Raw genomic sequence first — 24,601 nt, 5'->3', positions numbered from 1 at the left:
CCTCTGGGCGTACACAGGATACTCGCGTCCGACGCATCGGGACAGGCTTTTTTACTCTGGCGATGAGTCAGGCCGCGGCCACCGGGAGCACCAGCAGATAACCCGTGGGAAGATCCGTGCTCCAACGCCGGGGTTCGCGGACCACGAACTGCGTGGCCAACTGCTCCGGGGTGAGCAGGCTGTTCGGCTCGGGCGACGGGCCCCATTGTCCGCTGCCGTGCGGGTATAGCGGATCCAGCACATGGACACCGGTCACGTGGAACTCCGGGAACCGGGCGGGATCACCTACGGACTCGAATCCGCTCATCACCCATGCGTGGCGACCACTCCACATGACGAGCCCCACCGGCCGGCCGGTCTCTGCAATTGCCCGGGCCGCGGTCTGCAGGGTGTCCTCATAGTTCGCGATGCTGACCACCGTGTACGGACCCATCCCCACCTCGGTCAGAACCTGGGCCCACCCCCGCGGATTGGCCCCGTTGAACGCGTTGGAGGACCTCGCCCGGGCCATCTCCCACAGTTCGCCCTGCTGCGCCGCACCAGCCCAGGATGCTCCACGCGTGCCGTCAGTAAGGTTGTGCGCCATCTGGATGCTGGCCGCAACGCACCAGTCAAAGGTGTACTGCGGCACGAAGTCGCCCTCTTGGTAGAGGTTGAGGGCGAAGGCCTCGGGCGGAGGTGCTGGTGCTGGAGGTGCAGGCGCTGGCGGTACCGCGGTCACAGACGGTGGGGGCACGGCGGTTGCCGAGGGTGCTTGGGGAGGGGTGCCTGTTGGCAGGACCGTGGAACCCGCGGCGGATGGACCGGCAGCGGTCTCGTTGAGATCGGCCACAGGTGTACAGGCCGTGAGGAGGGTTGCCAGGACGGCAAAGCCAGCCAGCAGACGGGCGGGGGCACCGGTCATGGTTCAGTTTAGCTCCGGGCCTGTCCCAGAGCACCCCCTTAAACGCCAACGCCGCACCCGTTCGCGCCCCTGCACCAGAGTCTTCAAGGTGCGGATGGCGGGAAACTGTGCGGCGTGGAAGCGGAAAGAGGCTTACTCGTAGACGTGCGGGGCCAGGGTGCCCACGAAGTCCAGGTTGCGGTACTTCTCTGCGTAATCCAGGCCGTAGCCAACCACGAACTCGTTGGGGATGTCATAGCCCACGTACTTGACGTCGATTTCCACCTTGGCAGCGGTCGGCTTGCGGAAGGCCGTGCAGATCTCAACGCTGGCCGTACCCCGGGATTCCAGGTTGGACTTGAGCCAGGAAAGGGTCAGGCCGGAATCGATGATGTCTTCCACAATGAGAACGTCTTTGCCCATGAGGTCGGTATCGAGGTCCTTGAGGATCCGGACTACGCCGGAAGACTGGGTACCCGAGCCGTAGGACGAGACGGCCATCCAGTCCATGCTCACGTGGCTGTGCAGCGCACGGGCGAGGTCGGCCATGACCATGACGGCGCCCTTGAGGACGCCGACAACCAAAATGTCGCGGCCCTCGTAGTCCTTGTCGATCTGCGCCGCGAGTTCTGCGATACGCGTTTGGATCTGCTCTTTGGTGTAAAGAACGTGCTTGAGATCTGCCTGGACGTCGTTTGAATCCACCAATGGCTCCTGTTTTGATGCTCGGGTGCGGCTACTGTTGGGACGGTTTCTGATGCCGGAATACTAGCTTCCCACAGCGCGCGGCTTCGCGGGGACCGGCCTGGGGCGAATCACCGGTCTCATTGGCCGCCGACGCGGCGTATGAAACCGGCCTCTCCTGCTCCAGATCGCTGAGGGACAAGCGAAACACACTGACGTGCCCCGGAAGCTCCACGGGCCCGGCTGACCCTTGCCGGCGAAGCAACGCTTCCGCGGCTTGGAGCCGCCCGTAGCCGGGTTGTTGACCCCCGACGTCGGCCGCCGCCTTCGCGATCACGCGGAACCTCAGCGCTGCCGGAAGCTGACGGACGGCGTCCTCGGGCAGCCATGCATCGCCGCCCTCCCGCCGCACAAGTGAGAGATAGGTCTCGTTGGCCAGCTCCTCAAGGAAATCCGCATCCTGCTGAAGGATGGCTGCCGTGCGTGCCAGCGACTCTGCAACTCCCGGTCCGAGCTTCGCCTCCAGTACGGGCATGACCTCCACTCGGGTCCTGGAACGGGCAAAGGCGGGATCTGCATTACTGGGGTCGTGCCAGGGATCAAGCTCCTCCACGTCACAGATTTCCAAAGTCTCTTCGCGGCGAAGTCCCAGGAAGGGGCGCAGCAGGCGACCACGGGCGGGCCTCATTCCGGCAAGGGAGCGCGTTCCCGAGCCGCGGGCCAGGCCCAGAAGCACCTGCTCAGCTTGGTCGTCCAGAGTGTGCCCCAGCAAGATCGCGTCACAGCCAAAGTCATCCGCAGCGGAGTCCAACGCGGAATGACGGGCATCCCTGGCAGCGGCCTCGGGGCCAAAACCAGTCGCCGCGACCTCCACGGTGCGCACTTCCACAGGAGAGAGCCCAAGCTCGCGGAGAACGGCCGCGGTCCTGTCAGCAACTTCCGAAGATCCGGCCTGCAGTTGGTGGTCAACCACGACGCCGGCCACGGTCACCGGATGACCGTCCACATGGCCACGCCGGGCAAAGTAGGCGGCGATAGCTGCGAGCGCCAAGGAATCCGGCCCGCCGCTGCAGGCGACCAGCACACGTGACGGATAGCCCGCCGCGGCCAGGGCGTTCTGCAACTGCTTGCGTGCTTTGCCGACGACCGGGGCCAAACGCCCTGGCCGGCGTCGGCCCTTGGCTGCAGGAGCTCCTGCGGCGGAAGCGGTCAAAGTCCCATCCGCTCAAGCCACAGCCTGGAGTTATGGATCTCTTCTTCGGTGGGGAGGTGCCCTGCTGCTTCCCAGACCCTGTTGAAGCCATCCATGCCTGCGACAGCGACAACCTCTCGCACGAACTTGGCGCCGTCCGTGTACTGGCGCATCTTGGCATCGAGGCCCAGGAGGTTGCGGATGAATTTCTCAACGACGCCGCGATCCTTGCCGCGGTCATTGAAGCGCTGGCGGATGGTCTTCACGGACGGAACGATGCTGGAGTCAACGGCATCCATCACCACATTTGCATGGCCTTCCAGCAGGCTCATGACGGCCGTGATGTGGGAGAGGGACGCTTTCTCTTCTGGATTCTGCAGGAGGTCCAGAATGGCGCCGCGGCCCGGGGCTTTTTCAGAGGGGTTGCGGTCGCGCAAGGACTTGGCCACTGCGCCGGCGCGTTCCACCAAGGAATCCATGTTGCCCAGGAGGTTGCCGCTGAGCTTCTCGATTTCGTCCAGCATGTGGTGCCTGAGCCATGGCGCGGCGGCGAACTGCACGCGGTGCGTTTGCTCATGCAGGCAGACCCAGAGGCGGAAGTCGTCAGGGTGGACGTTAAGTTCGCGTTCCACGGAGATGATGTTTGGCGCCACGAGCAGGAGCCGGCCTCCTGGCGGAACGTTGGAGTCCGGAGCCAAGGCAGCAAAGGGATCGTACTGGCCCAGGACCTTACTGGAAAGGAATGCCAGCACTGCACCGAGCTGGGTGCCGGTGATGGCGCCACTGGCTGCAGCTGCGGCGGGGGTCATGGACACTCCACTGCGGCTGTCCAGCATCTTTTTCAACGCGGGCTGCAGCATCACGGAGAAACTCTGCGTATTGGCCTTGGACCAAGAAGCACGGTCCACCACAAGGACGTGGGAATCGCGCAGATCCCGTGCGGCGTCCAACCCCGTGATGTCGTGCACATGCGGGACGGAGATATCCGCATTGAAGCGCAGGTTCTCCACCGCCTTGCCAATCTCTCCGGCGCTAAGCTCCGGACCGGGAGGGGCAAGCCGGGCAGCCGTAGAGGCGGCCAGGTCCCAATTGATCAGGGACGGGGCCCCTGCTGACGAATCGCGGGCAGATGACACCATAAGGACCATCACACCACACGTAACCGACAGTGAACCCTTAAGTTCGCTCCACGCTGAGCATCAGCCCCCGCACCCACACGACGCCAGCACCGACGCCGATCGGTCCATAGCTACCTTGTTCCCGGCAGCACCCGGATCCAGCCCGTTGCCGATGAACGAGAACACCAGCAGCCTGCCATCGGCATCCACCACGTAACCGCTCAACGCGATCACCGTGTTCAGCGTCCCTGTCTTGGCGCGAACCAGCCCCGCGCCTTCCGCAGTTCCGGCGTCCACATACCTGTCGTCAAGGGTGCCGGTCAGGCCAGCCACCGGGAAGCCGTCCAAGGCCGTCCGCAATGCGGGCTCCGGTCCGCTGGTGATGGCACGGACAACCTCGGCAAACTGCCGCGCACTGACCTGGTTCTCCAACGCGAGCCCCGAAACGTCGGCCAACTGCATCGAATCCGTGGCGATCCCCAACTCCCCCAGCCTTTGCCGCACGGCTGCAGTGGCGCCGTCGTACGTGGCCTCTTGACCGGAGGCTCCGGCAGTCATCCGCCCCAGCGCCTCGGCGAGGAAGTTGTCCGAGGTCTCCAGCATCAGGTCCACTTGTTCGCTGACCGTGGCGGACTCGGCGGCGGCCAGCACCTTGGCGGGGAGGCCTTTGCCGCGTTCGACGCCGGGACTCACCGCGACGCCGGCGGCCGCCAACTGATCGGCGAAGGCCTGCGCGGTGGTGACGGCGGAATCCTGCGGTCGCGGTCCGGTCAGGACGTTGGCCGAGTAGCGCCCGGAGTTCAGGGCCAGGGAGAACAAGGGAGCCGTCTCGCCGGCGGCCACGTCATCCAGGCTCCACGCCGGGTTGAGGGGTGCACCGGTGAAAAGTGAGTCGTCCACCTGCACAGTGATGGGGCCTTTGACCCCGGCTTGCGCCAAGGCGGCGGCAGTATCGGCGGCCAAGGAAGCCAAGCCGGCACGGCCCATGACGGCCGCGGGATCGGAGGAGGCGGCACCCAGCAGGACATCCCCTCCGCCAGTCAGCACCACCGTGGAGGGATTGTCCGAGGCCAGCACCCGGGTGGTGAAGCGTGACTCGGGGCCAAGAGCCTTCAACGAGGCTACGGCGGTGAGCAGCTTCATGTTTGACGCCGGGATGCGGTTGCCGTTGGCGTCACGGTCAAAAAGGACCTTTCCAGTGGACGCGTCCATCACCACGCCACTGATGCTTCCCGCGCCGTCCGGCTTCAAGGTGGCATCAAGGAGCCGGGAGACGTCGGCAGCCACCGGGATGGGAGCGTCGTTGGACAGTGGAAGCACGCCGCTGGCATCGGACAGCCGAGCCGGCTCTTGTTGCCAGGAGGGAACCGATGGTGCGGGCTTGGGCGCAGTGAGCAGCCCCGGAACCATCCCCGCCGTCACCACGGCAGCGACGCAGAGCAGGACCACGGCCAACAGCGCCGGCCATTTCAGACGCCCCCACGCCACGGATAACCCTGAGCGGGCATCCCCTTTTTTAATGCCCTTCATGGAAGTTGCTTGGTCCTGTCAGTCCTGAAATGTCCCCGCCGGTTCAAGAAACCCGGGCCTCTCGCTATATCCTCAATAGTAGTCGGCGGCACCGGCTGTACTTTTGCCTGCCGCCAGCCCCGGGCTGAGCAGCCTGCCTGAGGCACCGTCACCCGTGACGGCCGCTTCGGCGGAGCGACGCCCCACCCACACCCGTCAAGGAGCATTCCATGAAGCACGACGTGACCATCGAGATCCCCAAGGGATCGCGCGTCAAGTACGAAGTTGACCACGAAACCGGCCGTGTCCGCCTGGACCGCGTCCTGTTCACCTCCATGCAGTACCCCACGCACTACGGTTTCTTCGAGAACACCCTGGGCGAAGACGGCGACCCGCTGGACGCACTGGTGCTCCTGCAGGACTTCGATCTGCACCCGGGCGTCATCGTTGAATCCCGCCCCATCGGCGTTTTCAACATGACCGACGACGGCGGCGGAGATGCCAAGGTCCTCTGCGTCCCCGTTGACGCACGTTTCGACCACATCCAGGAAGTCAGCGACGTCAGCGAGTTCCTGATCAAGGAAATCGAGCACTTCTTCACGCGCTACAAGGACCTTGAGCCCGGCAAATGGGTCAAGGCCGAGGGCTGGGGCGACCGCGCCGCTGCCGAAGCCGAGCTGGAAGCATCCATCAAGCGCTACGTTCCGGCAGCGCACTAAGCGCCGCTTTTTAGGGTCGCGCCCAGCGCCTGACCCGCCCGACGGCGGCTGGTACGGTTCCCTGCGAACCGCACCGGCCGCCGTCGTTCTTTAACTGATGGTTTTTGTGCACATGGGCATGTCTCCCCATCGCGGCAGCTTGCAGGTCCGCCTAGGCTGGGACGAGACTTTTCGACGCTTGCACACAGGGGGTTCCACATGGCTGGGTTCTACGGCGCAGACATCGCGCAGCTTCGCAGTCTTGCCGGAGTGATGGGCAAGGCTGCGGATGCCATCAATTTGGAGAGCGCGCAGTTATCCAACGCCATTAATTCCACGACGGCGTGGCAGGGCAGGGACGCCACCGTGTTCAAGGGCGACTGGAATTCCCAGCACCGGCAAAGCCTGGTGAAGGCCGCCACCATGCTGCGCGAGAACGCGAGCCAGCTGAAGAAGCACGCCAACCAGCAGGAGTTCGCCAGCCACAACGATGGCTCGGGCACGTCAGTGGGTGTCCTCAAGGACGTCTACGACACCGCAATGGGTGTAAAGGGGCTGGCCGCGCCGCTGTGGACGGCTTACAAGTACCTCAAGCTCGGCAACGCGGAATGGGTGAAAACCCGCGAGGTCCTCACCAATTGGCGCGCCGGCGGAACAGTAGTCCGGGATGCCATGACTGCGCTGCGCAACGGCGAAAAGGTCACGGACGTCCTCACTGACCTCAAGGCCAACATTCCGTACAGCCAGGCGTTCCAGGATGCCAGCAAGTTCTCCAAGGGCCTCCGCGTGGCCGGGGCCCTTGCGGCACCCCTCAACATCGTGGGTGGCATCAGCGACATGATCAACCCGGAGCATGACGGCTGGCGCGGGACTGGTGACCGCGTCGCCGGTGGCCTGTCCGTGGTTGGCGGTGTTGGCAGCATCATGCTCATGACGGCCGGCGGCGCCGCACTGCTGGGACCCATCGGCGCACCCATCGTGATCGGTGCAGGCATCGTGGCCGGCGCCTGGGCACTGGGCAACCTGGTGGCCGACAACTGGGATTCCATCAGCAACTTTGCCCGAAACCCGGGCAGCTACATTGCCGATGGTGCCAAGGAAGTGGCGGGCTTCGCCAAGGATGTAGGCAGTAAGGTTGCAGACGGGGTCAGTGACGCCGCCAAGTCAGTCGGAAACTTTGTCGGAGGGATATTCGGATGACCACCAGCACCATGAAATGGACCCAGCGGGACGTTGAGGCGGCAGCCAAGGTTCTTGCCTCAGCCAGTGCAGTCGGAGCACCTCTGCCCACACTGACGGACGAAGAAGTGGTGGCGCTGGACGGCGTTCAGCACGAGCAGATGGTTGCGCTCCCCTGGCTCTCCGCCCAGGATGCCAACAAGGAGGTCCTCTGCGCTGTTGCCTTGCGCGGGTTGCTGGCCAAGGAGCTCGTGTACCCGGTGATCTTCGAGGGCGAGACCGAACCGTCCCGGCTCCACGCCACCGAGGACATCACCGGCGCGCTCACCCTGCGGCGCAGCGGCAGCAGCGTTGTCTCCGTGGAAAGGACAGTATCCACCGGCAAGCGCTGGCTCTACAGCTACCTTCACGACGACGGCGTCCTGCTGGAGGAAGTGGACGAAAGCGGACTGCACGGCTTCACAGTGATCACCCGCGAGCAGCTGGTCCCGCGCCTTGCAGAATTCGTGGACCCGGAAAAGGCCGCGGTCCGCGACACCGACGCCGCCCTCTACACAGAGGCACAGTTCGAGGCACACGCCGCCACCGCATTGGCCGACACCCAAGCTGCCAGCAACGTAGTGGCATTCAACGCGGACACCAACGAATTCCCCACAGTCACTGTCTACACGGCCCCTTCAGGTGTTCATGTCCTGACCCCGCAGGTAGCCGGCGAGACAGTGACGTTTGAACTCCAGGAAACCTCGCCTGCGTCCTTGGCCCGCGTTCTGGGCGGACTGGCCGGGCTGGCCTGACCGGCCTGAACTCCACCCCCAAGCCGCCCACCACCGTCCAGCCGAAAGCCCCACATGAGCACCTCGAAGTCCACCACCTCAACCGGATTGCTTGACGCCGTCAACGGTCGCGCTGTTCGCCGTCACACAGATACGGGCGCGTACTTCGTCAAGGCTTCAGGTGCAGCCCACTTCTGGGGCCGCGTGCTGGATGCCCTTGTTTTCCTGGTGGGTTACGTGATCCTGGCTGCCATTGCGGCGGTGGTGCGCGAGTCCATGATGAACAGCGGCTCGCTCCTGGGGTTCAATGACGGTTTCTGGCTGACTCTCTACGTAGTCCTGTGGTTCGTGGGCTTGTTCGTGTACGGAATGATCTGGGGAACTGCTGGAAGTGTTGGCGACGCCGCCGCCGGGATGCGTTCCGTGCGGATCAAGAACGGTACGACGGCGGGTGCATGGCTGGGCGGTTGGCGCGCCATCTGCTGGTCCTTCTTCCCGTTCTTCGTGGTGATGCTCATTGCCTCTGCCATCAGTGGCGGCGGGGACGACACCTGGGACCCGAAGTTTGCCGCTGTAGATCGCCGCTCCGGGGTTGCCAATGGCCAACAGCCGGTGCCCGATCCCAAGGCTGCTGCCGCAGCTCGGGCATCCGACGCCGCGCGGCAGAACCTGCCCAACCTCTATGGCCAGCGCCCGGATGCGCGGCCGTAACTGGCTGGTTCGCCGCACTGCGCACAGACTCCGGCCTGAGCTGGGCGAACTCCGCTATGTGGCTCAGTCGCGGCACATCTTCTGGAAAGCCCTGCTCCCTTGCGTAGCGGTGGGTTTCGTCTTTGGGACCATCGCTGAGTTTGTCAGCCCCATACGATCCACCCGGGAGGCCGGGCACTTCAACGATCCCGCCTTCTTTGCGTTGACGAGCATCCTGACAGGCCTGGTTCTGTGGTCCATGACCCTGCTGGGGAGCTTCCGGAAGCTGCTGGTTTTCGACGGCGGGATGGTGGCCAAATACTCGCAGGCAAGCACGAGGCTGGTGTTTACCTGGAGCGAGATAGCTCCGAAGACCATCAAGGCCGTAACCACCGCTGATGGCACTGATCCTGAGCGCCGCCTGGTGGCACGCCGGAAAATCTCCCTGGGAGCAGGCGGCAGGAATGCGGTGGTTTTCCAGTCCCGCGGCACCTTCTGGGTCTTTGCCTCAAACGAGGATCCAGCTCCCCTGGCCACAGCCATACGAGAGGCCATGACTGCGTGCGGAATGCCCCGGGCCGCGCGGGCAGCGGCGGGTGCGCTGCCCGCCGTCGTACTGACCGGGCCAGTGGCGCTTGACTAAGCTGCAGGCAAATTTGGCCCTTGCAGACGGTCTACCAGCCGGTAGCATGTGATCCACTATGTTCACTCTGACCATCAACCAACGCGACAGCCGGCACGACGGCGACCTTGTACCGCAGCTGCTCAAGGATCTGCGGCACATTCCTGCGCGGCTCGATTTTGACCGTTCGGTTGAGGATGAGGTGCAGGGAATCGTTGAATCCAGCCACCAGGCGGTGGAGACAGCCTTGATCGCGCTCCGCTCCGGCCAGTGGTACGTGGGAATTGGTGTGGGACCCATCAATGAACCGCTGCCCAATCTGGTCAAGGACGCGTCAGGGCACGGCTTGGTGTACGCCCGGCGCGCCGTCGACCGGTTGCGGAACAGCAAGGAGCGCATCCCCGTTGCCGTGGACGGCCCCCTCGCAGCGCTGGCTGCAGAGGCAGAAGCAGTGCTTCGCCTCTTGGGACACATCGTGCAGCACAGGAGCGCCGCGGAATGGCGGGTCCTGGATCTACTGACTCCCGGGGTCCGCGGCCAGCAAAAAGCCGTAGCCCAGGAACTCGGCATCACCACCCAGGCCGTGAGCAAGGCCTTGGCACGTGCGCAATGGGCCGAGGAACACGCGGCACGTCCGGCCGCGGCACGGCTGCTGCAGTTGATTTTGGAAGTCCGATGACAAACCCGGCCGCCCCGCAGTTGCGGGACGGCCGGGTCCGTCGGAAAAACTACTGACTGCTGACGTTGTCCTTGGCCGTCTCGGCGCGTTCCTGGACGTCCGCAACTGCGGCCTGACCCTCATCCTTCACGTTTGCCGCCGCATCCGTGGCGCTGTCCTTCACGTTCTGCATCGCATCCTGTGCAGGTACCTTCAGGTGATCGGCCATTTCCTGGGCCGCGTGACTCAGTTCGTCAGTAAGCGGTTGGGCCGCTTCCTTGACGGCTTGGGCCGCTTCGCGTTCCTTTTCCGAGGCCGGGAACAGGGAAGAGACCAACAAACCTGCGCCGAAGGCGATGAGACCGGCTGCGATGGGGCTGCCCTGCGTTTTGCGCGTGATCGCCTGCGGTGCGTCGCCAAGGTCAGACACGGCGCCTGAAACATTGCCGGCGACGTCCGAAACCGCCTCCCCGGCTCGGTGTGCGACATCGCCTGCAGCATCGCTGACGTCATCACGGGCGCCGAAGACGGCAGTCTTGATCTTGTCCACACGGCGGTTGACGATGTGTGACGGAGTGACCTTGTCAGCCACCGCATCAACATTGGTGCTCAGCCGCCGGCGCGTTTCTTCGATGTCGGCGCGCAGGGCGTCGGGGTTCTGCGTCATCGTGACTCCTCAGTGTTCGGTTTCAAAGCCGGGGGTATTTCCTTGACCGTCTCAGCGGTCCGGGGCATGCCCTTGATGGTGTTCAATTCCTTGCGGCCCAGGGTGGCCAGGACCGCCGCTATGATTCCCCAGATGACCGCGACAATGACGGCGGACCACCCGAGGCCAACGAGCTGGCCCAACGCCCACCAAAGGGCGATGGACAGGAACAGCACGGTGATGTGGCCTGCGTAAGCCGCTCCGCCCAGCATCCCCGCGCCTTTGCCGGCCTTGGTGGCGGACTCCTTGAGTTCCGCCTTGGCCAGTTCCACTTCTTGACGCATCAACGTTGAAACGTCCCGCGTCAGGTCGCCCAACAGCTCGCCGAGGGGAAGGGTTTCCGCCTTCACGTGGGCCTCCGTGGGAGGCAGATTGGCGGAACTGCTCATCGGTGCGCTCCGTACTGGGGGTCGTCCGGATCAAGAGGTCCTGCAAGAGGGTCCCCCTGGGACCTAACGCCACCTGTCCCGGTCTCCGGATAAGGAAGCGCGGATCCCTCATAACCGCCCGTCGTGCCGGCATCATATCCGGTGGTGCCCGTACCGTATCCGGCGGTGGTGACCGACGGCCCGGGGAGGTCCAAGGCCGGAGGAGTTACAGCGCCGCCTGCACTGGGGGTGTACGTTGCGTGGGGCGTTTGTGCAGCGTCAGCGCCACCGGCGGATTCCGGGCTGGAGGCGTTGCCCGCCATGCCCCGGCCCAGACGGCCGGCAAGGACGCCTGCACCGGCTGCCAGCAGGAGGAAGGTTCCCGGCTTCCGGCGAGCGAAGCCCTTGACTTCCTCCAGCAGCGAGCCCGGATCCCGGCCCTCGAGCCACTGGGCAACCGAGGAGGAACGCTGGGCGGCCTGCTGGACCAGGTCGGTTGCGACGCCACCATTTTCCGTGGAGTTGGCCATGGTGGACAGTTCATCGGAGATCGACCGCAAACCCTGGGCTACCCTCTGCTGCTGGGCTTGGGCTTGATCAGACAGCTCCCCCTTGGTTTGAGTGAGCAGCTGGCGGGCGTTCACCTTGACCTCATGGGCAACGTGACCCGCCTCAGACTTGGCAGTGTCTACGACGCCGCTGGCAGCATCGCCAACGGCACCGGCAACTCCTGCGGCTTCGTGCTTGGCGGTGTCAACGGTTCCGGAATCAGCAGAACCGGTGGATGCACCGGTGGTAGGGATTCCGGAAGTTTCAGTTTCAACGTCCGGCGAGTCCAGGTAGCTTCCCGTAAAGGGTTGGGTCCCGGCGTGGGCACCAACCCTTGGCGTCGCGAAGCTTCCGTCCTGCGGAGATTGGCCCTCAGTCATTGTCGCTCTCTTTCCACAGTTGGCAGGCTGCGGACAGCAGCCGGGATAGTAAGTATCGTTACTATCAAGGGGTGTGTACCCGGTTTCGGCGGTTCCAATCACCACCACAGAAGAAATTGATGCGTCGCTCACGTTCAGCACTCTCCGCTCGACAGGTGACGCCATACCTGCGAATGTTGGCTTGATGAGCCAACTGCCAAGCAGGCGGCGGCTGATCCCCGCGCTTCGAAAAACCGTCACACGCCACCGCATCCTCTTTGCGGCCAAAACAGCCGTTGCAGCCGGACTCGCCTGGTACCTCGCACCCTTCATGCCCGGATCCGCAGCCGCCTATCCGTACTACGCCCCTCTGGGCGCCTTGGTCAGCATGCACCCCACTGTTGCGGACTCCGCCAAGCACGGGCTGCAGAGCCTGGCTGGACTGGTCCTGGGCATCGGCATGGCCTTTGCCATCACCACAGTGGCCGCACCGACTGCCCTGGCCGTCGCCGTGGTGGTAGGCCTCGGCGTGCTGATCGGCGGCCTTCCCCGGCTGGGGACTGCGTCCGAATGGATTCCCATGGCAGCCCTGTTCGTGCTGGTCCTTGGAGACTCGAACGCGGAAGGCTTCTCCTTCGCCTACGTGCTCCAGATGGCCCTGGGCGTTGCCGTGGGCTTCGCCGTGAATTGGCTGGTTTTCCCGCCCCTGCACTTGGACGACATCGACCCCGCCATCGCCGGCCACCAAGGCGCCTTATCCCGGCAGCTCAAGGACATGGCCAAGGCAATGCAGGAGTCATGGCCACCCAACCACGAGGCCTGGGCCAGCCGCAGCGACGAGCTGTCCCTGACGGCCGCCGCCGTGCGGACCGCGGTCCACCAAGCCGAGCTGAGCGCCAAAGCGAACCCCAGGTCCCGCCGTCGGGCCACCCGCCTTCCTGGTGATTTGGCGGAGTTGCGCACGCTTGAACGGCTCACATTCCACGTCCAGGACATTACAGACGTCCTGGCGAGCGCCATCTGGGAGGAGGGCGCCGGGACTGTCATCCCTGATGCCGTAGTGGGCAATCTGGCCGAGTCCCTGAACGCCGTTGCGGCTGTGATTGATCACTGGCGGGATGCGGAATCCGGCGAGTTGGCCAGCCGTTTGGCAGAAGCGAAAGACATCATCTCGGCCCTTGGCGATGCTGTCGCGGAAGCCGCTGCGCAGCAGTCTCCTGTGAACGCGCCAGCCTCAGTGGCCATGAGCCTGCGCCGGATACTCACAGTGGTGTTGTCTGAAGAGTAAGCTGCCCGCGGCTTCAGTGATCACAATTCGCAGGGGCTCTTTAGTTGTTCGTCCAGCAGCCGCGCCTGGAGTCCCCCGAGGATCTTCGAGAGCCTGCGTGAGACGTACATTTGCGACGTCCCCAGAGCTTGGGCAATGGCGGACTGCGTTTCCTCGCGGTAATAGCGTCGGTACAGCAGATGCCTGTCCTCCGCACTCAATTCCCGGATGGAGTCACGCAGCGCCAGCACATCCTCCAGGCGTTCTGTTGGGCATCCGAGCGCCGAAAGAGTGCCCTGGAAGCCATCACGACCCTCGAATGCCGGAGCATCCAAGGAGTCCGGTCGCTTGCTGGTGCCGGCAATCAGGGCTTCACCAACCTGGCCCGGATCCAGCCGCAGGTCCGCGGCAACTTCGTCCGGGGTGGGAGTCCGCTGCAGGATCTGCGTCAATTCTTCGGTCCGCGCAAGGACTTGGCGCCTGACGTCCTGAATGGTCCGCGGTGGGCGGACTACCCAACAGTTATCACGGAGGTACCGCTTGATCTCGCCTGCAATAGTGGGCGCAGCATAGGCGGAGAAATTGTCGCCCTTTGACTCGTCGTAGCCGCGCGAGGCCTTGATGAGGCCCATGTAGGCCACCTGCCTGACGTCGTCGAGGTCGTAGGCGTGCGCCGAATATCTGGAGGCGATGGACTTGGCAAGATTGAGGTGATCCAGAATCAAGCTGTCCTGATGATCGTGGTCATCGGCACCCAAAACTCCGGCGGAGGGCCGCGTTGGGGCGTCCAGGGGTGGGACTTGTCGCATGGGGCTTCAATCCTCGAAGCAGATGGAAAGGGTGAGCCCACGGCAAGACTCGTTAAAAGAGAAGCATACTTACTATTCGCTTTCAACGGGGCTAGGCTCGAAAGGTAGCCAATCCACGGATCGGAGATCTCAATGGAAACCCCCAAGCTGGACGAGCCGTCCACAGTGCTGGCAGACATACAGGATTTGCTGCTCAACACCCCGGATGCGGAGGCCTTTCTTGAGGAGTTGGCCCGCCACTCGGCAACCATTTTCAGCAGCCCTGGCGCAGAGGTCTACTGCGGGATCACCCTGATGCGTCACCGCACAGCCGGCACCGTAGCGAGCAGCAGTGAGCGGGCACGGCAACTGGACGAGGTCCAATACGCCTATCCGGACGGACCCTGCCTCCACGCTTGCCGCGAAGGAACCCAGGTCCACATCCCCGACTTCGAAAAAGACAACACGTGGCCGGACTACAACGACGCCATTACCGGCCACGGGCTCCGTTCCGTGCTGGCGGTTCCCTTCCCGCTCCCGGACAACGCCTCAACGGCCGGCCTCAACCTGTACTCAGACCGCCCCAACGCTTTTGACCAAGCGGCCGTACAGCGCGCCAATGACTACGTGGAGCAAGCGTCCAAAGGACTTCAGCTGGCAGTTCTGATTGCACAGCACAGCCAGACCGCAGCGAACCTGCGGGCGGCCATGGAGTCACGGACGGTGATCGACGTGGCCACAGGCATCATCATCGCCCAGAACCGCTGTACCCAGGTGGAAGCTATGGAACTCATCAAGAAGGCCTCCAGCAACCGGAACGTCAAACTACGCGTAGTTGCCCAGGCCATTGTTGAATCGGCCGGCGGAGGCCCCATTCACACCGTGTTCAAGTAGGACGCTACCCCTGCATGGCGCCGAAGATGGCGCCCATGGCAGTGAACGTCACTACGTTGTAGCTGGCATTGATCGCGAACAGCGTCAGGCTACGGCGCTCAAACAAGTAGTTCACTCCAAACGCCGTGGCCACCCACCCCAAACCGGCAGCCAGTCCGGCGAACGTCCCAAAGGCGAACCCACCGCGACCAATAAAAGCCGCCAGGAAGACGGCCATCACCACAGCCAGAATGAACGAGCCCACAAACACCCGCGCCGTCCCCGACTTCAGTTGTTCATCACTAACGCCGGCCGCCTTCTGCCAGGGTTTGGCGAAGAGCAAGGAATACCAGAGCCCGCCCACCACGAACGTCGCCAACGCAGCCAGAAGCACTGCCAGCCAATTGATCTGAAGGTCCATGGGTATCCTCTCAGGGTGCTCAGTTCCTGAGTGGACAGTACGCCGCGGGATGCTGGGGGTCTTGTATTAAAGCCGCAAAACTATAGGTCTACTTCTTCCAGCGGGACGAAAGTGGCGTATTCGGCGCCGTAACTCTGCACCACCTGGAGGTACTCGGTAGGCGTGAAACCGCTGAAGCGTTTGAAAGCGCGGATCAGATGCGGTTGGTCGTAGTAATCGGCCAAATGCAGGAGTTCGCGCCCCGGCACCGCACCTTTGGGAAGCGCTGCCGCCTGATTCACTATCCGGTTGAATCTGCACACGTCCGAGTACGCCTTGGCCGTTGTCCCGCAGTCCCGCATCATGACTCGCTCCAGAGTGGAGGAGCTGATTCCGAGCCTGGCCGCCAGCACGCTGACCTCGACGTCCTCACGTGCCAGCGTCTCAACGGCCTCCACGGTCCTGGGATCCGCCCGGTAGCCGGGCCTGATCTGCTGCTGCAGGAAGGCCGTCAGGGCCGCGAAAGCTTGATCCGGCGCGGCTTCCGTAAGCTGCGAGCGCAGTTGCGTGAAACCCGGGAAGACACTTTCAGCGTCAATGACGCGGTTTTGAAGGCCCGACGGCGGCTGGCTGGTGAACGCTGCGAGGCCGTAGGGAGTCAGGCGGGCACCGATATTGAAGAGCTGGTCCGGGTTCTCGCTGATCAAATAGCTGCGTTGCAGGCCCGCGTAGAACCCGGTGGCGACTTCCGTTGCGGTGGCCTGCGCTCCATTTCCCGAAGGGCTGATGAGCCGGTACGGATCCGACAGGTTAAGAATCAGGTGCGCCTCCGGCCCGGGGAGGATCTTCTCGTAACGAGCCTGGGGCTGGGCGCGGACGAACCACAGATGGGTGACGAACGGCTGCAACCCGACCGGCGCCGGGCATTCTTGGTAGAACACAGCCCCAGTCTAGGCAGCAGCAGTTACAGCAGGCCGCGCAGAACCAGGGCGGCGCCGTCGTCCAGCACTGACGCGGTGACCTCGTCCGCTACGGCGAGCACCTCATCCGGGGCCTGGCCCATCGCCACGCCGCGGCCCGCCCAGGTGAGCATTTCGATGTCGTTGCGCCCATCGCCTACTGCCACGGTGTTGGCCCGGTCCGTGCCGAGCTTCTGACGCAGGGCCTCCAGGGCGCTGGCCTTGGTAACGCCTTCGGCAGCGATGTCCAGCCACGCCGTCCAACCTACCGAGTAGGTCACTCCGGAGAGCCCGATGTGCTTGATGGCCTCGTTGAATTCATCAGAAGTGTTCTCGCTGCTGAAGACCACAACGCGGACCGCAGTGGCGTCCAACATCGTCTGGAAGTCCACACCAATGGATTCCACGCCGAAGCTGGCGTCCTGGAAGCGCTCGGTGGAGAGGAAGTTTCCTTCCTCATCCTCCAGCGCGTATTTGGCGTTGGGCAGCCGTTCGCGCAGTGCTTTGAGGGCCGGAGCGGGATCAAAAGTGGCCTTATGGATGATCTGGTACCCCGTGTCCAAGGTGGGATCCAGCCGGAGCGTTACGCCGCCGTTGCAGCACACTGCGTAGCCCCGTTCCAGACCGATCTGCTGGATGATGGGTAGCGTCGCATTCAATGATCGGCCAGTAGCGATCATGACGTCATGGCCGCTGGCGACAACTGCTTGCGCAGCGGAGCGCACGCCCGGAGACATGTGGCCATCGTGATCGACGAGCGTGCCGTCAACGTCCAAGGCAACCATGAGCTTGTTGGTGTTATTTGGCTGGTCATCGATGCCAGCAACTGGAGTATCAGTCAAAATAGTCATGCTTCCAGTACAACAGACACCGCCGACACTCAACTAGGACCGGCGCCACAGCAGCGGATTAACGCAGCGTGAACAGTCTGTTCAGAAACCACTCCGGAGAATGACCAGCTGGCGGGTGGCGCGGGTCATGGCCACATAACGGTCCACGGCCCCCTCCACTCCCCCGTCCGCAGCGTCCGAGCCGAAGTCTTGGGGGTCGATGAGTATCACGAGGTCGAACTCCAGGCCTTTGGACAGCTCGGGGGTGAGCCGGCTGACGCGGTCCTGGTCCGGATTCGCGGGTGTTTGCCCCCGCCGGCTGACAACACAGGCCGTCCCTTCAGCGTTCGCGGCGAGCCAGGTGTCCAGGATCGTGTGCAGTTGATGGGCGCCCCCATGGACTACGGGTATGCCGCTGCTGCGAACCGAAACAGGCACGTTGGCGTCCGGGAGTGCGGCCCTGATCGCGGGCTCGGCTTCCGCCATCACCTCTTCCGGTGTGCGGTAGTTGATGGTCAACCCAGCCAACGTCACATGGACCAGGCCCACCCGTTCGAGGCGCTCCTCCCACGATTCCGTAAACCCATACCGGGCCTGGGCACGGTCCCCCACCACCGTGAAGCTCCTGGAAGGACAGCGAAGGAGCAGCATCCGCCACTCCGCATCAGTCAGTTCCTGGGCTTCGTCCACCACAATGTGCGCAAACGGTCCGGCGAGCATATCCGGATCCACTGATTCCACAACGTCCCCGTCCACGAGCTTGTCCCGCATGTCCTCGCCGCGCAGCATGTACATCTCCAGGTTTTCGGAGTCGTCAGCCGCTATGAGGTCCTCCACAACACGGTCCATGAGCTCCCGTTCGGCAGCCTGCAAGGCCTGCTGTCTTCTCCTGCGCTGCGAGGCCCCGGGATCACCCAGCCGCTGCCGCGCCGCGTCCAGCAGTGGCAGGTCTGGAACCGTCCAGGCAGTTGGGTCCTTGCGCTGCAGCTTCCCGACGTCGTCGGGTTGGAGCCACGGTGCGCACAGGCGCAGATAGGCGGGGACCCGCCAGAGGTCCGCCACCAGCATTGAATAGTCCAGGAGCGGCCAGGCTTTGTTGAATCGAGCCTGTAGCCCGGCGTTGTGGGCCAGCACCCGGCGCAGCAAACTCTCCGGAACATCGTGCTCGTCCAGTTTGTCCACCAGGATGGCGAGCAGGGCCTCCCAGACTTCATCGCGTGCCTCATTGTGCGGCATTCCCGGTTCCGCAGCCTCGAAAGCCTCGGCCCAGTCCTCACTGCTGAGCCGGATGTCGGCGTAGGGGGTTTCGACCTCCACGTCCTCGGACGGCGGCTTCTCGTAAAACCTGACTGCGGATTCAATCGCCTTCACCATGTCCACTGAGGATTTGAGCCGGGCCACCTCGGGATCGCTTTCGACGGCGGCCGTGGCACCTTCGGGGACGAGGTCCCTTAGCGTGCAGGTCTGTACACCCTCTTCACCCAGGCTGGGAAGTACATCGGCCACATACGCCAGATAACCCTGGTGGGGGCCAACGAACAGGATGTCGCTCTTCCGGTGGTTGCCGCGGTGGCTGAGCCGGGGATCCGAATAGAGCAGATAGGCCGCCCGGTGCAAGGCGACCACGGTCTTACCGGTGCCCGGACCGCCGTCGACCACCAAAGCGCCACGCGATCCCGCGCGGATTATCTGGTCCTGGTCCGCCTGGATGGTCCCCAGGACGTCACGCATCCGCGGCGAGCGGCTGCTGCCCAGGCTTGCGATGAAAGCGGACTGGTCATCCAACGCAGCGTTGTTTTCCAACCCGTCGGCGGTGAACACTTCGTCCCAGTAGTCACTGATCCGGCCACGTGTCCAGCGGTAGCGGCGGCGACTCACCAAGCCCATCGGGTTGGCGTGGGTTGCCCCGAAGAAGGGCGCGGCCGCTGGTGACCGCCAGTCGATCAGGACCCGGCGTCCCCCGCTGTCAGTCAGCCCCAATCTGCCGACGTAAACCGGCTCAGGATTATCCGCGCCGACCATGCGTCCCAAGCAAAGGTCCAATCCGAAACGCCGCAGGGACCGCAGCCGCGCCGTGAGCCTGTGGATCTCCTGGTCCCGATCCAGTGCCCCCTGGCCGCGGCCACCGGGCTGTTTCCGCACGAGATCCAGACGGACAGACAAGTCCGCAATGGATTCCGAAAGGCTCGCGGCAATAGCTTCGAACTGCTGCTCGTCGCCGCCGATCAGCCGCGGATCGACCTTACGCGCGAGGTGCCCAGGCACAGCAAATGCACTGCTCTTCACGTGGCTGATTTCAGGCATTCACGACTCCCTTTTCCGTTTGTTTGTGGGGTTCGTGGATCAATTTTTCAGCAGCAGGGGGGCCTTGCCGCAAGCCCCCCTGTGCGTTATAAATTGAATATGGAAGGGATTAATCCCTTCCATTTGCTGTGCACAATTCCGGCTGGCCGCGGCCCGGAACTGTAGGGTAGGCGGATGTCTTCACTGATGACCGGGGCCCAGCTCTCAGCCCTTTACGATGCAGAGAATCAATGGGCCGCGGACGACGACTTTTTCCTCGCGCTGGTGAATGAGAAACCCAACAGCCGGGTGCTGGACCTGGGCTGCGGCACGGGCCGGGTCAGCCTCGCCGTTGCAGCCACGGGCCATCGCGTTGTTGGCATCGACCCGAACACCAGCTCCCTCGCGGCCGCCCGTGGGAAACGCGGCGCTGAGGACGTGACATGGATCGACGGCACATCCGCGCAGATCCCGGAAGAGACTTTTGACGTCGCGATCATGACTGCGCACGTCGCTCAAGCGATAAGTGCCGACGACGACTGGTCCCGGACACTTGCCGACGTGCACCGCGCTTTGGCACCAGGCGGTCGGCTGGCCTTCGATTCCCGCGATCCCTTGGCACGAGCATGGGAAGGCTGGACGCCGGTAAGGACGCTCCGTGGGCACACACTTCCGGATGGGTCCACCCTGGAAGCGTGGATGGAGTGCGCTCCTTTGTCCGGCGGGCTGGTGACCCTCACTGAACACCGGGTGCTCAACGGGAGTATCCAGCCGGCAGAGACGTCGGTCCTGGCGTTCCGCACAGAGGAACAGTTGCGGCTCGATCTCACCATGGCGGGCTTCGCCGCGGAACGCATCAGCGGCGGATGGTCCGGCGAGGACGTGGGGAGCGGGCAGGGCGAGCTGATCGTCGTTGCCCGCAAGCCCCACTCACCGGAGCCAACAACGAAGAATCCCGCCCCTGCCACCATGCGCGCCGTTCAAGGGCAGGCGTAGCGGACAGGAGCGGGATCCGTGGAAGCTAAAGAACCGGCAGAACCTCGAGGCCGCCGAGGTACTTCCGCAGCGCCTTGGGAACGTTGACGGAACCGTCCGGGTTCTGGTGGTGCTCAAGGATGGCCACGATCCAGCGGGTGGTGGCCAAGGTGCCGTTCAGTGTGGCAACGGCACGCGTGCCCTTGGCGACGCCTTCCTCATTGATCACGCGTTCGCGGATGTTGAGGCGGCGTGCCTGGAACGTGGTGCAGTTGGACGTGGACGTCAGCTCGCGGTAAGCGTTCTGCGTGGGAACCCAGGCTTCACAGTCGAACTTGCGGGCCGCGGACATTCCCAGGTCACCGGCAGCGGTGTCGATCACGCGGTAGGGAAGCTCGCACTTGGCCAGCATCTCCTCTTCCCAGGCCAGCAGGCGCTCGTGCTCGGCAGCAGCCTCCTCAACGGTGGTGTAGATGAACATCTCCACCTTGTTGAACTGGTGCACGCGGATGATGCCTCGGGTGTCCTTGCCGTGCGAACCGGCCTCGCGACGGTAGCAGGAGCTCTGGCCCGCATACCGGATGGGGCCGGCGGAGAGGTCCAGGATCTCGTCTGCGTGGTAGCCGGCCAGGGCAACCTCCGAGGTTCCCACAAGGTAAAGGTCGTCTTCAGCGAGACGGTAGATCTCGGCGTCGTGCTTTACGTCAAAACCGGTGCCCTGCATGGTTTCAGGGCGCACCAAAGTGGGGGTGATCATGGGCACGAAGCCGGCATCGATTGCCTGTTCCATGGCCATCTGCAGCAGCGCCATTTCCAAGCGGGCGCCCACGCCGCGGAGGAAGTAGAAGCGCGAGCCGGAAACCTTGGCACCGCGTTCCATATCGATCGCGCCGATCAGTTCGCCGATTTCAAGGTGGTCCTTGGGTTCAAAGTCAGTGAACTCGCGGGGAGTACCCACGGTCTTGACCACAACGTAATCGTCTTCGCCGCCCTCGGGGACGCCGTCCACCACGAGGTTGGGGATGACGCGGAGCAGCTCATCGCGCTTGGCTTGCGCGGCTTCGGCCTCGGCGGAAGCGGCCTTGACCGAGTTGGCCAGTTCCTTGACCTCGGCCAGGAGGGCCTGCTTTTCCTCGCCCTTGGCCTGGGCCACCTTCTTGCCGAAGGCGTTCTGCTCTGCGCGCAGGGTTTCATGCCGGATCAGGGCGGCACGGCGGGAGGAGTCGGCGGAGATGATCGCGTCCACAACGGACTCGTCGGCGCCACGGGCGCGCTGGCTGGCACGGAACTTGTCCGGATTTTCGCTGAGGTCTTTTACGTCGATCACCACACAAGAGTATCGAATCGGCTGCGATTTCCCGGTGCTGCGGCGGCTAAACCCCGGCCGCGCTGCCGTGCGGCAGAACGGGACTGTCCAGGAGGATAGTGTTGGAGCACCATGAGCGACTGGATCCTGTACGTGATTCTCGCTGGGGGCGTGGCGTTTGCCGTCTCCAGTTGGTGGGGTGTGCGCCGATTGAAAGCCCGGCACATCAGGAGCGCGGTCCGGGAGGATGCGCACAAGCCAAGTCCCGGAGACCAGCGGGTGGCGGTGATCCTCAACCCTGTGAAGAACAACGCGGACGAGGCCCGCCGCGCCATCCATGAAGCGTGCGATCTTGCCGGCTGGGACGCGCCAAGATTCTTCGAAACCACCGCTGACGACCCCGGCTACGGGCAGTCCCGGCAAGCTTTGGCCTACGGGGCCGACGTCGTTCTTGCCTGCGGTGGTGACGGCACAGTCCGGGTTGTGGCCGAGTCACTGGCCCACAAGAACGTGGCCATGGGCCTGATACCTCTCGGCACGGGAAACCTGTTGGCCCGCAACGTGGACCTGGACGTCACGGACCTGGCTGGCTGCATCCAGACCGCGCTGTTCGGCCATCAGCGCTTCATCGACACCGCCACCATGGGCATCGATAACGAGATCACTGGCGAGTCCGCCGAGCACACGTTCCTGGTCATCGCGGGCATGGGCCTGGACGCAGAGGTTGTTGGCGACACCAGGGATAACCTCAAGAAAAGCGTAGGCTGGCTGGCCTATACGGAAGCCGGCGTCCGCCACCTGCCCGGCCGCCGGAAACGCGTCACCATCACCATGGATGACCAGCCGGAGCAGACCCGGAAGATCCGCAGCGTGCTGTTCGCAAATTGTGGACTGATCCCTGGCGGCATCGACTTCATTCCGCAGGCCATGATTGACGACGGCATGCTGGACATTGTGGTGATGAGCCCGCGCAGCGCCTTTGGCTGGCTCGCCATGTACACAAAGGTGTTGTTCAAACACAACCGGAACCTGCCGATGATGAGCTTCTACCGCTCCGGGAAAGTCACCATCCGCAGCCAGGAACCGATGGCCACACAGCTGGACGGCGACCCGTCGGGTGAGGCCACCAAGGTCACCGTGCAGGTGGAACCGGGGTCCCTGCTGGTGCGTGTGCCAAAGGCAAAGAGCCTCTAGACAGCGCCCTTCCCGGGTTGGGCTGCGTTCTTCTCTGCTTCTTCAGCGGCCGCCTTGGCAGCAGCCCGGGCCTCGGACTGCTCCTTGATCATGGCTTGTTCTTCTTCAAAGCGCAGGCGATCCGCACGATCAGCATCGTCGCCGTCCCAGTCATCTTTGTTGTCACTCGAGGGCTTGGGATTGACGATCATGCCCTGGCCGTCTTTGTCATCGCTGTGGACAGTCATGACCGTTCCCTTTCGTTTGATATTCATCCATCGTTTATGGATCAGGCAAGCATACGCACAGAAGCATCACTGCGAAAGAGGAATGATGGCGCCCTGTGGACGCCGCCTATGAGCCTTTGACGATCGAGTCAACCCAAGCATGCGCCGAGGCAAAAGCGGCATCCGAAGTATGCGGTGCCACCACGGCCGGTTGCTTGTCCGCGCGGGCATATGAGCCCAGGAACCGCGTTGCCGGGCTGATCCTGTGCAGTCCTGCCAGGGCGTCCGCCACCCGCGAATCGGAGGCGTGTCCATCGGCGTCGATACTGAAGAAGTAGTGCCCCAAATACTGTCCGGTGGGCCGCGACTCGATGCGGCTCAGGTTCACTCCGCGTGAGGCGAACTGGTCCAGAATTTCCATGAGGGCACCCGGGTGGTCCTCGGGCAGCGGCACCACCACAGTTGTCTTGTCCGCGCCTGTGCGCTCCGGCAGGAGTCCTGGCCGGCTCACCAGGATGAAGCGGGTGACGGCGTCCGGATTGTCGCCGATGTTCCGGGCCAGAACGTTGAGTCCAGGCTGTTCGGCGGCGATCAACGGGGCGCAGATGGCGGCCTCGTAGTGCGCGTCGTCTTCCAGCAGGCCCATGGCCGAAGCTGCCGTGGAGGATCCTGGAACATAGTCCGCGTTCGGCAGGTGTTCGTCTACCCAGAGCCGGCATTGCGCCCAGGCGTGACCGTGCGTGGAGATCCGCTTGATGCTGGAAAGTTCGACGCCGGGCCTCGCCACGAGCACGAAGGTGATGGGAACAAGGGCCTCACGGATAATCCGGAGTTCCTGGCCCGTGGCGATCGCATCCAGCGTGGCGGTGACCCCGCCTTCAACCGAGTTCTCGATGGGGACCATGGCCGCATCAGCCTCGCCGGTCCGCACCCGCTCCAGGGCCGTGTTCACGTTGGTACACGGAATGCGGGTGGCGTCAGCAGCCCCTGGCACCTGCATGAGGGCGGCCTCAGTAAAGGTGCCTTCAGGGCCGAGGAACGTATAGGTGACTGCTGACATCGAATATTCCTTGCTGGTTATATACGTGGCTAGAGAACTACTGGTTTGAGGCCGTTGTCCGACACCATCGGCTTGCCGGCCTCGAACCACATGTCCATGCCCCCAGCCACATTGACCGCCGAGTAGCCCTGGCCCACCAACCACTGGACTGCCCGGAAAGAACGGCCCCCGGTACGGCAGATGACAAAGAGGTCGTCGTCCGGGTCCAGTTCGTCCAAGCGCGCCGGCAGCTGGTCCATGGGGATGTGGCGCGCACCTTCAGCGTGCCCGGCAACCCACTCGTAGTCTTCGCGAACGTCCAAAATGCTGGCGTCAGCCGGAATATCGCCCACAGGCACGGTATCGAAGTCGCTCATAGCGGTCCTTTCCCATCGATTAAGTCCAGCATTCAGCCTAGTCCCCGCAGCTCAGCCAAGTAACGCGAATCGGCAGGTGGTTGCTTACGGAAGCCCGGACGTTAAGACTGGGACCC

The 24,601-nt window shown here is 63.7% G+C and carries 27 protein-coding genes; 10 read left to right on the top strand and 17 right to left on the bottom strand.

Annotation, left to right across the window (positions count from 1 at the left end):
- Window positions 1-67 precede the first annotated feature (67 nt).
- The 5 genes from BMY91_RS12615 to dacB form a co-directional block, all read right to left on the bottom strand.
- Window positions 68-904 carry a hypothetical protein gene (locus tag BMY91_RS12615; protein WP_090822353.1) on the bottom strand — a complete coding sequence of 279 codons (837 nt, stop codon included), beginning with the start codon at window positions 902-904 and terminating at the stop codon, window positions 68-70.
- 132 nt (window positions 905-1,036) lie between these two features.
- Window positions 1,037-1,588, bottom strand: a complete 552-nt coding sequence (hpt, locus tag BMY91_RS12610; protein ID WP_026540856.1) for a hypoxanthine phosphoribosyltransferase — start codon at window positions 1,586-1,588, stop codon at window positions 1,037-1,039.
- 31 nt (window positions 1,589-1,619) lie between these two features.
- Entirely contained in the window at window positions 1,620-2,690 is a 1,071-nt protein-coding gene (gene tilS, locus BMY91_RS12605) for a tRNA lysidine(34) synthetase TilS (protein WP_090822644.1), read from the bottom strand.
- 86 nt (window positions 2,691-2,776) lie between these two features.
- Entirely contained in the window at window positions 2,777-3,898 is a 1,122-nt protein-coding gene (locus tag BMY91_RS12600) for a zinc-dependent metalloprotease (RefSeq protein ID WP_090822643.1), read from the bottom strand.
- A 60-nt stretch (window positions 3,899-3,958) separates the two neighbouring features.
- The gene (gene dacB / locus BMY91_RS12595) at window positions 3,959-5,407 is read right to left on the bottom strand and encodes a D-alanyl-D-alanine carboxypeptidase/D-alanyl-D-alanine endopeptidase (protein ID WP_090822350.1); all 1,449 of its coding nucleotides are present in this window, start codon (window positions 5,405-5,407) and stop codon (window positions 3,959-3,961) included.
- Between the two features lie 209 nt (window positions 5,408-5,616).
- Here dacB and BMY91_RS12590 point away from each other — a divergent pair, with 209 nt between their 5' ends.
- The 6 genes from BMY91_RS12590 to BMY91_RS12565 all read left to right on the top strand — a co-directional run bounded on the left by BMY91_RS12590 (window position 5,617) and on the right by BMY91_RS12565 (window position 10,027).
- Window positions 5,617-6,105, top strand: coding sequence for an inorganic diphosphatase (locus BMY91_RS12590; protein WP_024818962.1), 489 nt, complete (start codon window positions 5,617-5,619; stop codon window positions 6,103-6,105).
- Window positions 6,106-6,303: 198 nt separating this feature from the next.
- Window positions 6,304-7,284 (top strand): hypothetical protein, encoded by a 981-nt coding sequence (locus BMY91_RS12585; protein ID WP_090822348.1) that lies wholly within the window; start codon window positions 6,304-6,306, stop codon window positions 7,282-7,284.
- Window positions 7,281-8,057: a hypothetical protein gene (locus BMY91_RS12580; protein ID WP_090822346.1), complete on the top strand. Its 777-nt coding sequence runs from the start codon at window positions 7,281-7,283 to the stop codon at window positions 8,055-8,057. Before BMY91_RS12585 ends, BMY91_RS12580 begins: the two co-directional genes overlap by 4 nt.
- 54 nt (window positions 8,058-8,111) lie before the next feature.
- Entirely contained in the window at window positions 8,112-8,747 is a 636-nt protein-coding gene (locus BMY91_RS12575; protein ID WP_090822345.1) for an RDD family protein, read from the top strand.
- Window positions 8,719-9,369, top strand: coding sequence for a hypothetical protein (locus BMY91_RS12570; RefSeq protein WP_256212721.1), 651 nt, complete (start codon window positions 8,719-8,721; stop codon window positions 9,367-9,369). Before BMY91_RS12575 ends, BMY91_RS12570 begins: the two co-directional genes overlap by 29 nt.
- A 58-nt stretch (window positions 9,370-9,427) precedes the next feature.
- Window positions 9,428-10,027 carry a hypothetical protein gene (locus BMY91_RS12565; RefSeq protein ID WP_090822343.1) on the top strand — a complete coding sequence of 200 codons (600 nt, stop codon included), beginning with the start codon at window positions 9,428-9,430 and terminating at the stop codon, window positions 10,025-10,027.
- Window positions 10,028-10,076: 49 nt separating this feature from the next.
- Here BMY91_RS12565 and BMY91_RS12560 read toward each other — a convergent pair whose 3' ends face one another.
- From BMY91_RS12560 to BMY91_RS12550, 3 genes are read right to left on the bottom strand one after another with little or no spacing between them, the layout of a single operon-like run.
- Entirely contained in the window at window positions 10,077-10,673 is a 597-nt protein-coding gene (locus tag BMY91_RS12560) for a DUF3618 domain-containing protein (RefSeq protein WP_090822342.1), read from the bottom strand.
- Window positions 10,670-11,101: a phage holin family protein gene (locus BMY91_RS12555; protein ID WP_090822339.1), complete on the bottom strand. Its 432-nt coding sequence runs from the start codon at window positions 11,099-11,101 to the stop codon at window positions 10,670-10,672. Before BMY91_RS12555 ends, BMY91_RS12560 begins: the two co-directional genes overlap by 4 nt.
- Entirely contained in the window at window positions 11,098-12,009 is a 912-nt protein-coding gene (locus BMY91_RS12550; protein WP_256212720.1) for a hypothetical protein, read from the bottom strand. The genes BMY91_RS12555 and BMY91_RS12550 overlap by 4 nt, the downstream gene beginning before the upstream one ends.
- Window positions 12,010-12,193: 184 nt before the next feature.
- Between BMY91_RS12550 and BMY91_RS12545 the strand changes: the two genes are divergently transcribed.
- Window positions 12,194-13,276: an FUSC family protein gene (locus BMY91_RS12545; RefSeq protein WP_256212719.1), complete on the top strand. Its 1,083-nt coding sequence runs from the start codon at window positions 12,194-12,196 to the stop codon at window positions 13,274-13,276.
- Window positions 13,277-13,296: 20 nt separating this feature from the next.
- On the opposite strand, the gene BMY91_RS12540 is transcribed toward BMY91_RS12545, so the two are convergent.
- Window positions 13,297-14,064 carry a sigma-70 family RNA polymerase sigma factor gene (locus tag BMY91_RS12540; RefSeq protein ID WP_090822337.1) on the bottom strand — a complete coding sequence of 256 codons (768 nt, stop codon included), beginning with the start codon at window positions 14,062-14,064 and terminating at the stop codon, window positions 13,297-13,299.
- Window positions 14,065-14,196: 132 nt separating this feature from the next.
- Here BMY91_RS12540 and BMY91_RS12535 point away from each other — a divergent pair, with 132 nt between their 5' ends.
- Window positions 14,197-14,937, top strand: a complete 741-nt coding sequence (locus tag BMY91_RS12535; protein WP_090822335.1) for a GAF and ANTAR domain-containing protein — start codon at window positions 14,197-14,199, stop codon at window positions 14,935-14,937.
- A gap of 4 nt (window positions 14,938-14,941) precedes the next feature.
- Here BMY91_RS12535 and BMY91_RS12530 read toward each other — a convergent pair whose 3' ends face one another.
- The 4 genes from BMY91_RS12530 to helR all read right to left on the bottom strand — a co-directional run bounded on the left by BMY91_RS12530 (window position 14,942) and on the right by helR (window position 19,409).
- The gene (locus tag BMY91_RS12530; RefSeq protein WP_090822334.1) at window positions 14,942-15,337 is read right to left on the bottom strand and encodes a DUF1761 domain-containing protein; all 396 of its coding nucleotides are present in this window, start codon (window positions 15,335-15,337) and stop codon (window positions 14,942-14,944) included.
- 80 nt (window positions 15,338-15,417) lie between these two features.
- On the bottom strand, window positions 15,418-16,257 hold the full coding sequence (locus BMY91_RS12525; protein WP_090822332.1) for a helix-turn-helix domain-containing protein: 840 nt from the start codon (window positions 16,255-16,257) through the stop codon (window positions 15,418-15,420).
- A 23-nt stretch (window positions 16,258-16,280) separates the two neighbouring features.
- Window positions 16,281-17,126 carry an HAD family hydrolase gene (locus BMY91_RS12520; protein ID WP_090822330.1) on the bottom strand — a complete coding sequence of 282 codons (846 nt, stop codon included), beginning with the start codon at window positions 17,124-17,126 and terminating at the stop codon, window positions 16,281-16,283.
- A gap of 81 nt (window positions 17,127-17,207) precedes the next feature.
- Window positions 17,208-19,409 (bottom strand): RNA polymerase recycling motor ATPase HelR, encoded by a 2,202-nt coding sequence (gene helR, locus BMY91_RS12515; RefSeq protein ID WP_218143845.1) that lies wholly within the window; start codon window positions 19,407-19,409, stop codon window positions 17,208-17,210.
- Window positions 19,410-19,583: 174 nt separating this feature from the next.
- Here helR and BMY91_RS12510 point away from each other — a divergent pair, with 174 nt between their 5' ends.
- Window positions 19,584-20,384: a class I SAM-dependent methyltransferase gene (locus tag BMY91_RS12510; RefSeq protein WP_090822328.1), complete on the top strand. Its 801-nt coding sequence runs from the start codon at window positions 19,584-19,586 to the stop codon at window positions 20,382-20,384.
- A gap of 25 nt (window positions 20,385-20,409) precedes the next feature.
- On the opposite strand, the gene serS is transcribed toward BMY91_RS12510, so the two are convergent.
- Window positions 20,410-21,690, bottom strand: a complete 1,281-nt coding sequence (gene serS, locus BMY91_RS12505; RefSeq protein WP_090822633.1) for a serine--tRNA ligase — start codon at window positions 21,688-21,690, stop codon at window positions 20,410-20,412.
- 111 nt (window positions 21,691-21,801) lie between these two features.
- Between serS and BMY91_RS12500 the strand changes: the two genes are divergently transcribed.
- The gene (locus BMY91_RS12500; protein ID WP_090822326.1) at window positions 21,802-22,863 is read left to right on the top strand and encodes a diacylglycerol/lipid kinase family protein; all 1,062 of its coding nucleotides are present in this window, start codon (window positions 21,802-21,804) and stop codon (window positions 22,861-22,863) included.
- Here BMY91_RS12500 and BMY91_RS12495 read toward each other — a convergent pair.
- The 3 genes from BMY91_RS12495 to BMY91_RS12485 form a co-directional block, all read right to left on the bottom strand.
- Complete coding sequence (locus tag BMY91_RS12495) at window positions 22,860-23,090, bottom strand: hypothetical protein (RefSeq protein WP_090822325.1); 231 nt, start codon at window positions 23,088-23,090, stop codon at window positions 22,860-22,862. The two genes, BMY91_RS12500 and BMY91_RS12495, sit on opposite strands and share 4 nt — an antisense overlap.
- A gap of 106 nt (window positions 23,091-23,196) precedes the next feature.
- Window positions 23,197-24,129, bottom strand: a complete 933-nt coding sequence (pheA, locus tag BMY91_RS12490) for a prephenate dehydratase (protein ID WP_090822323.1) — start codon at window positions 24,127-24,129, stop codon at window positions 23,197-23,199.
- Between the two features lie 29 nt (window positions 24,130-24,158).
- The gene (locus BMY91_RS12485) at window positions 24,159-24,485 is read right to left on the bottom strand and encodes a rhodanese-like domain-containing protein (protein WP_017198239.1); all 327 of its coding nucleotides are present in this window, start codon (window positions 24,483-24,485) and stop codon (window positions 24,159-24,161) included.
- Window positions 24,486-24,601 lie beyond the last annotated feature (116 nt).

It is taken from the genome of Arthrobacter sp. yr096 (assembly GCF_900108925.1).
GTDB lineage: Bacteria > Actinomycetota > Actinomycetes > Actinomycetales > Micrococcaceae > Arthrobacter.
This window is presented reverse-complemented; position numbering and strand designations above follow the sequence as displayed.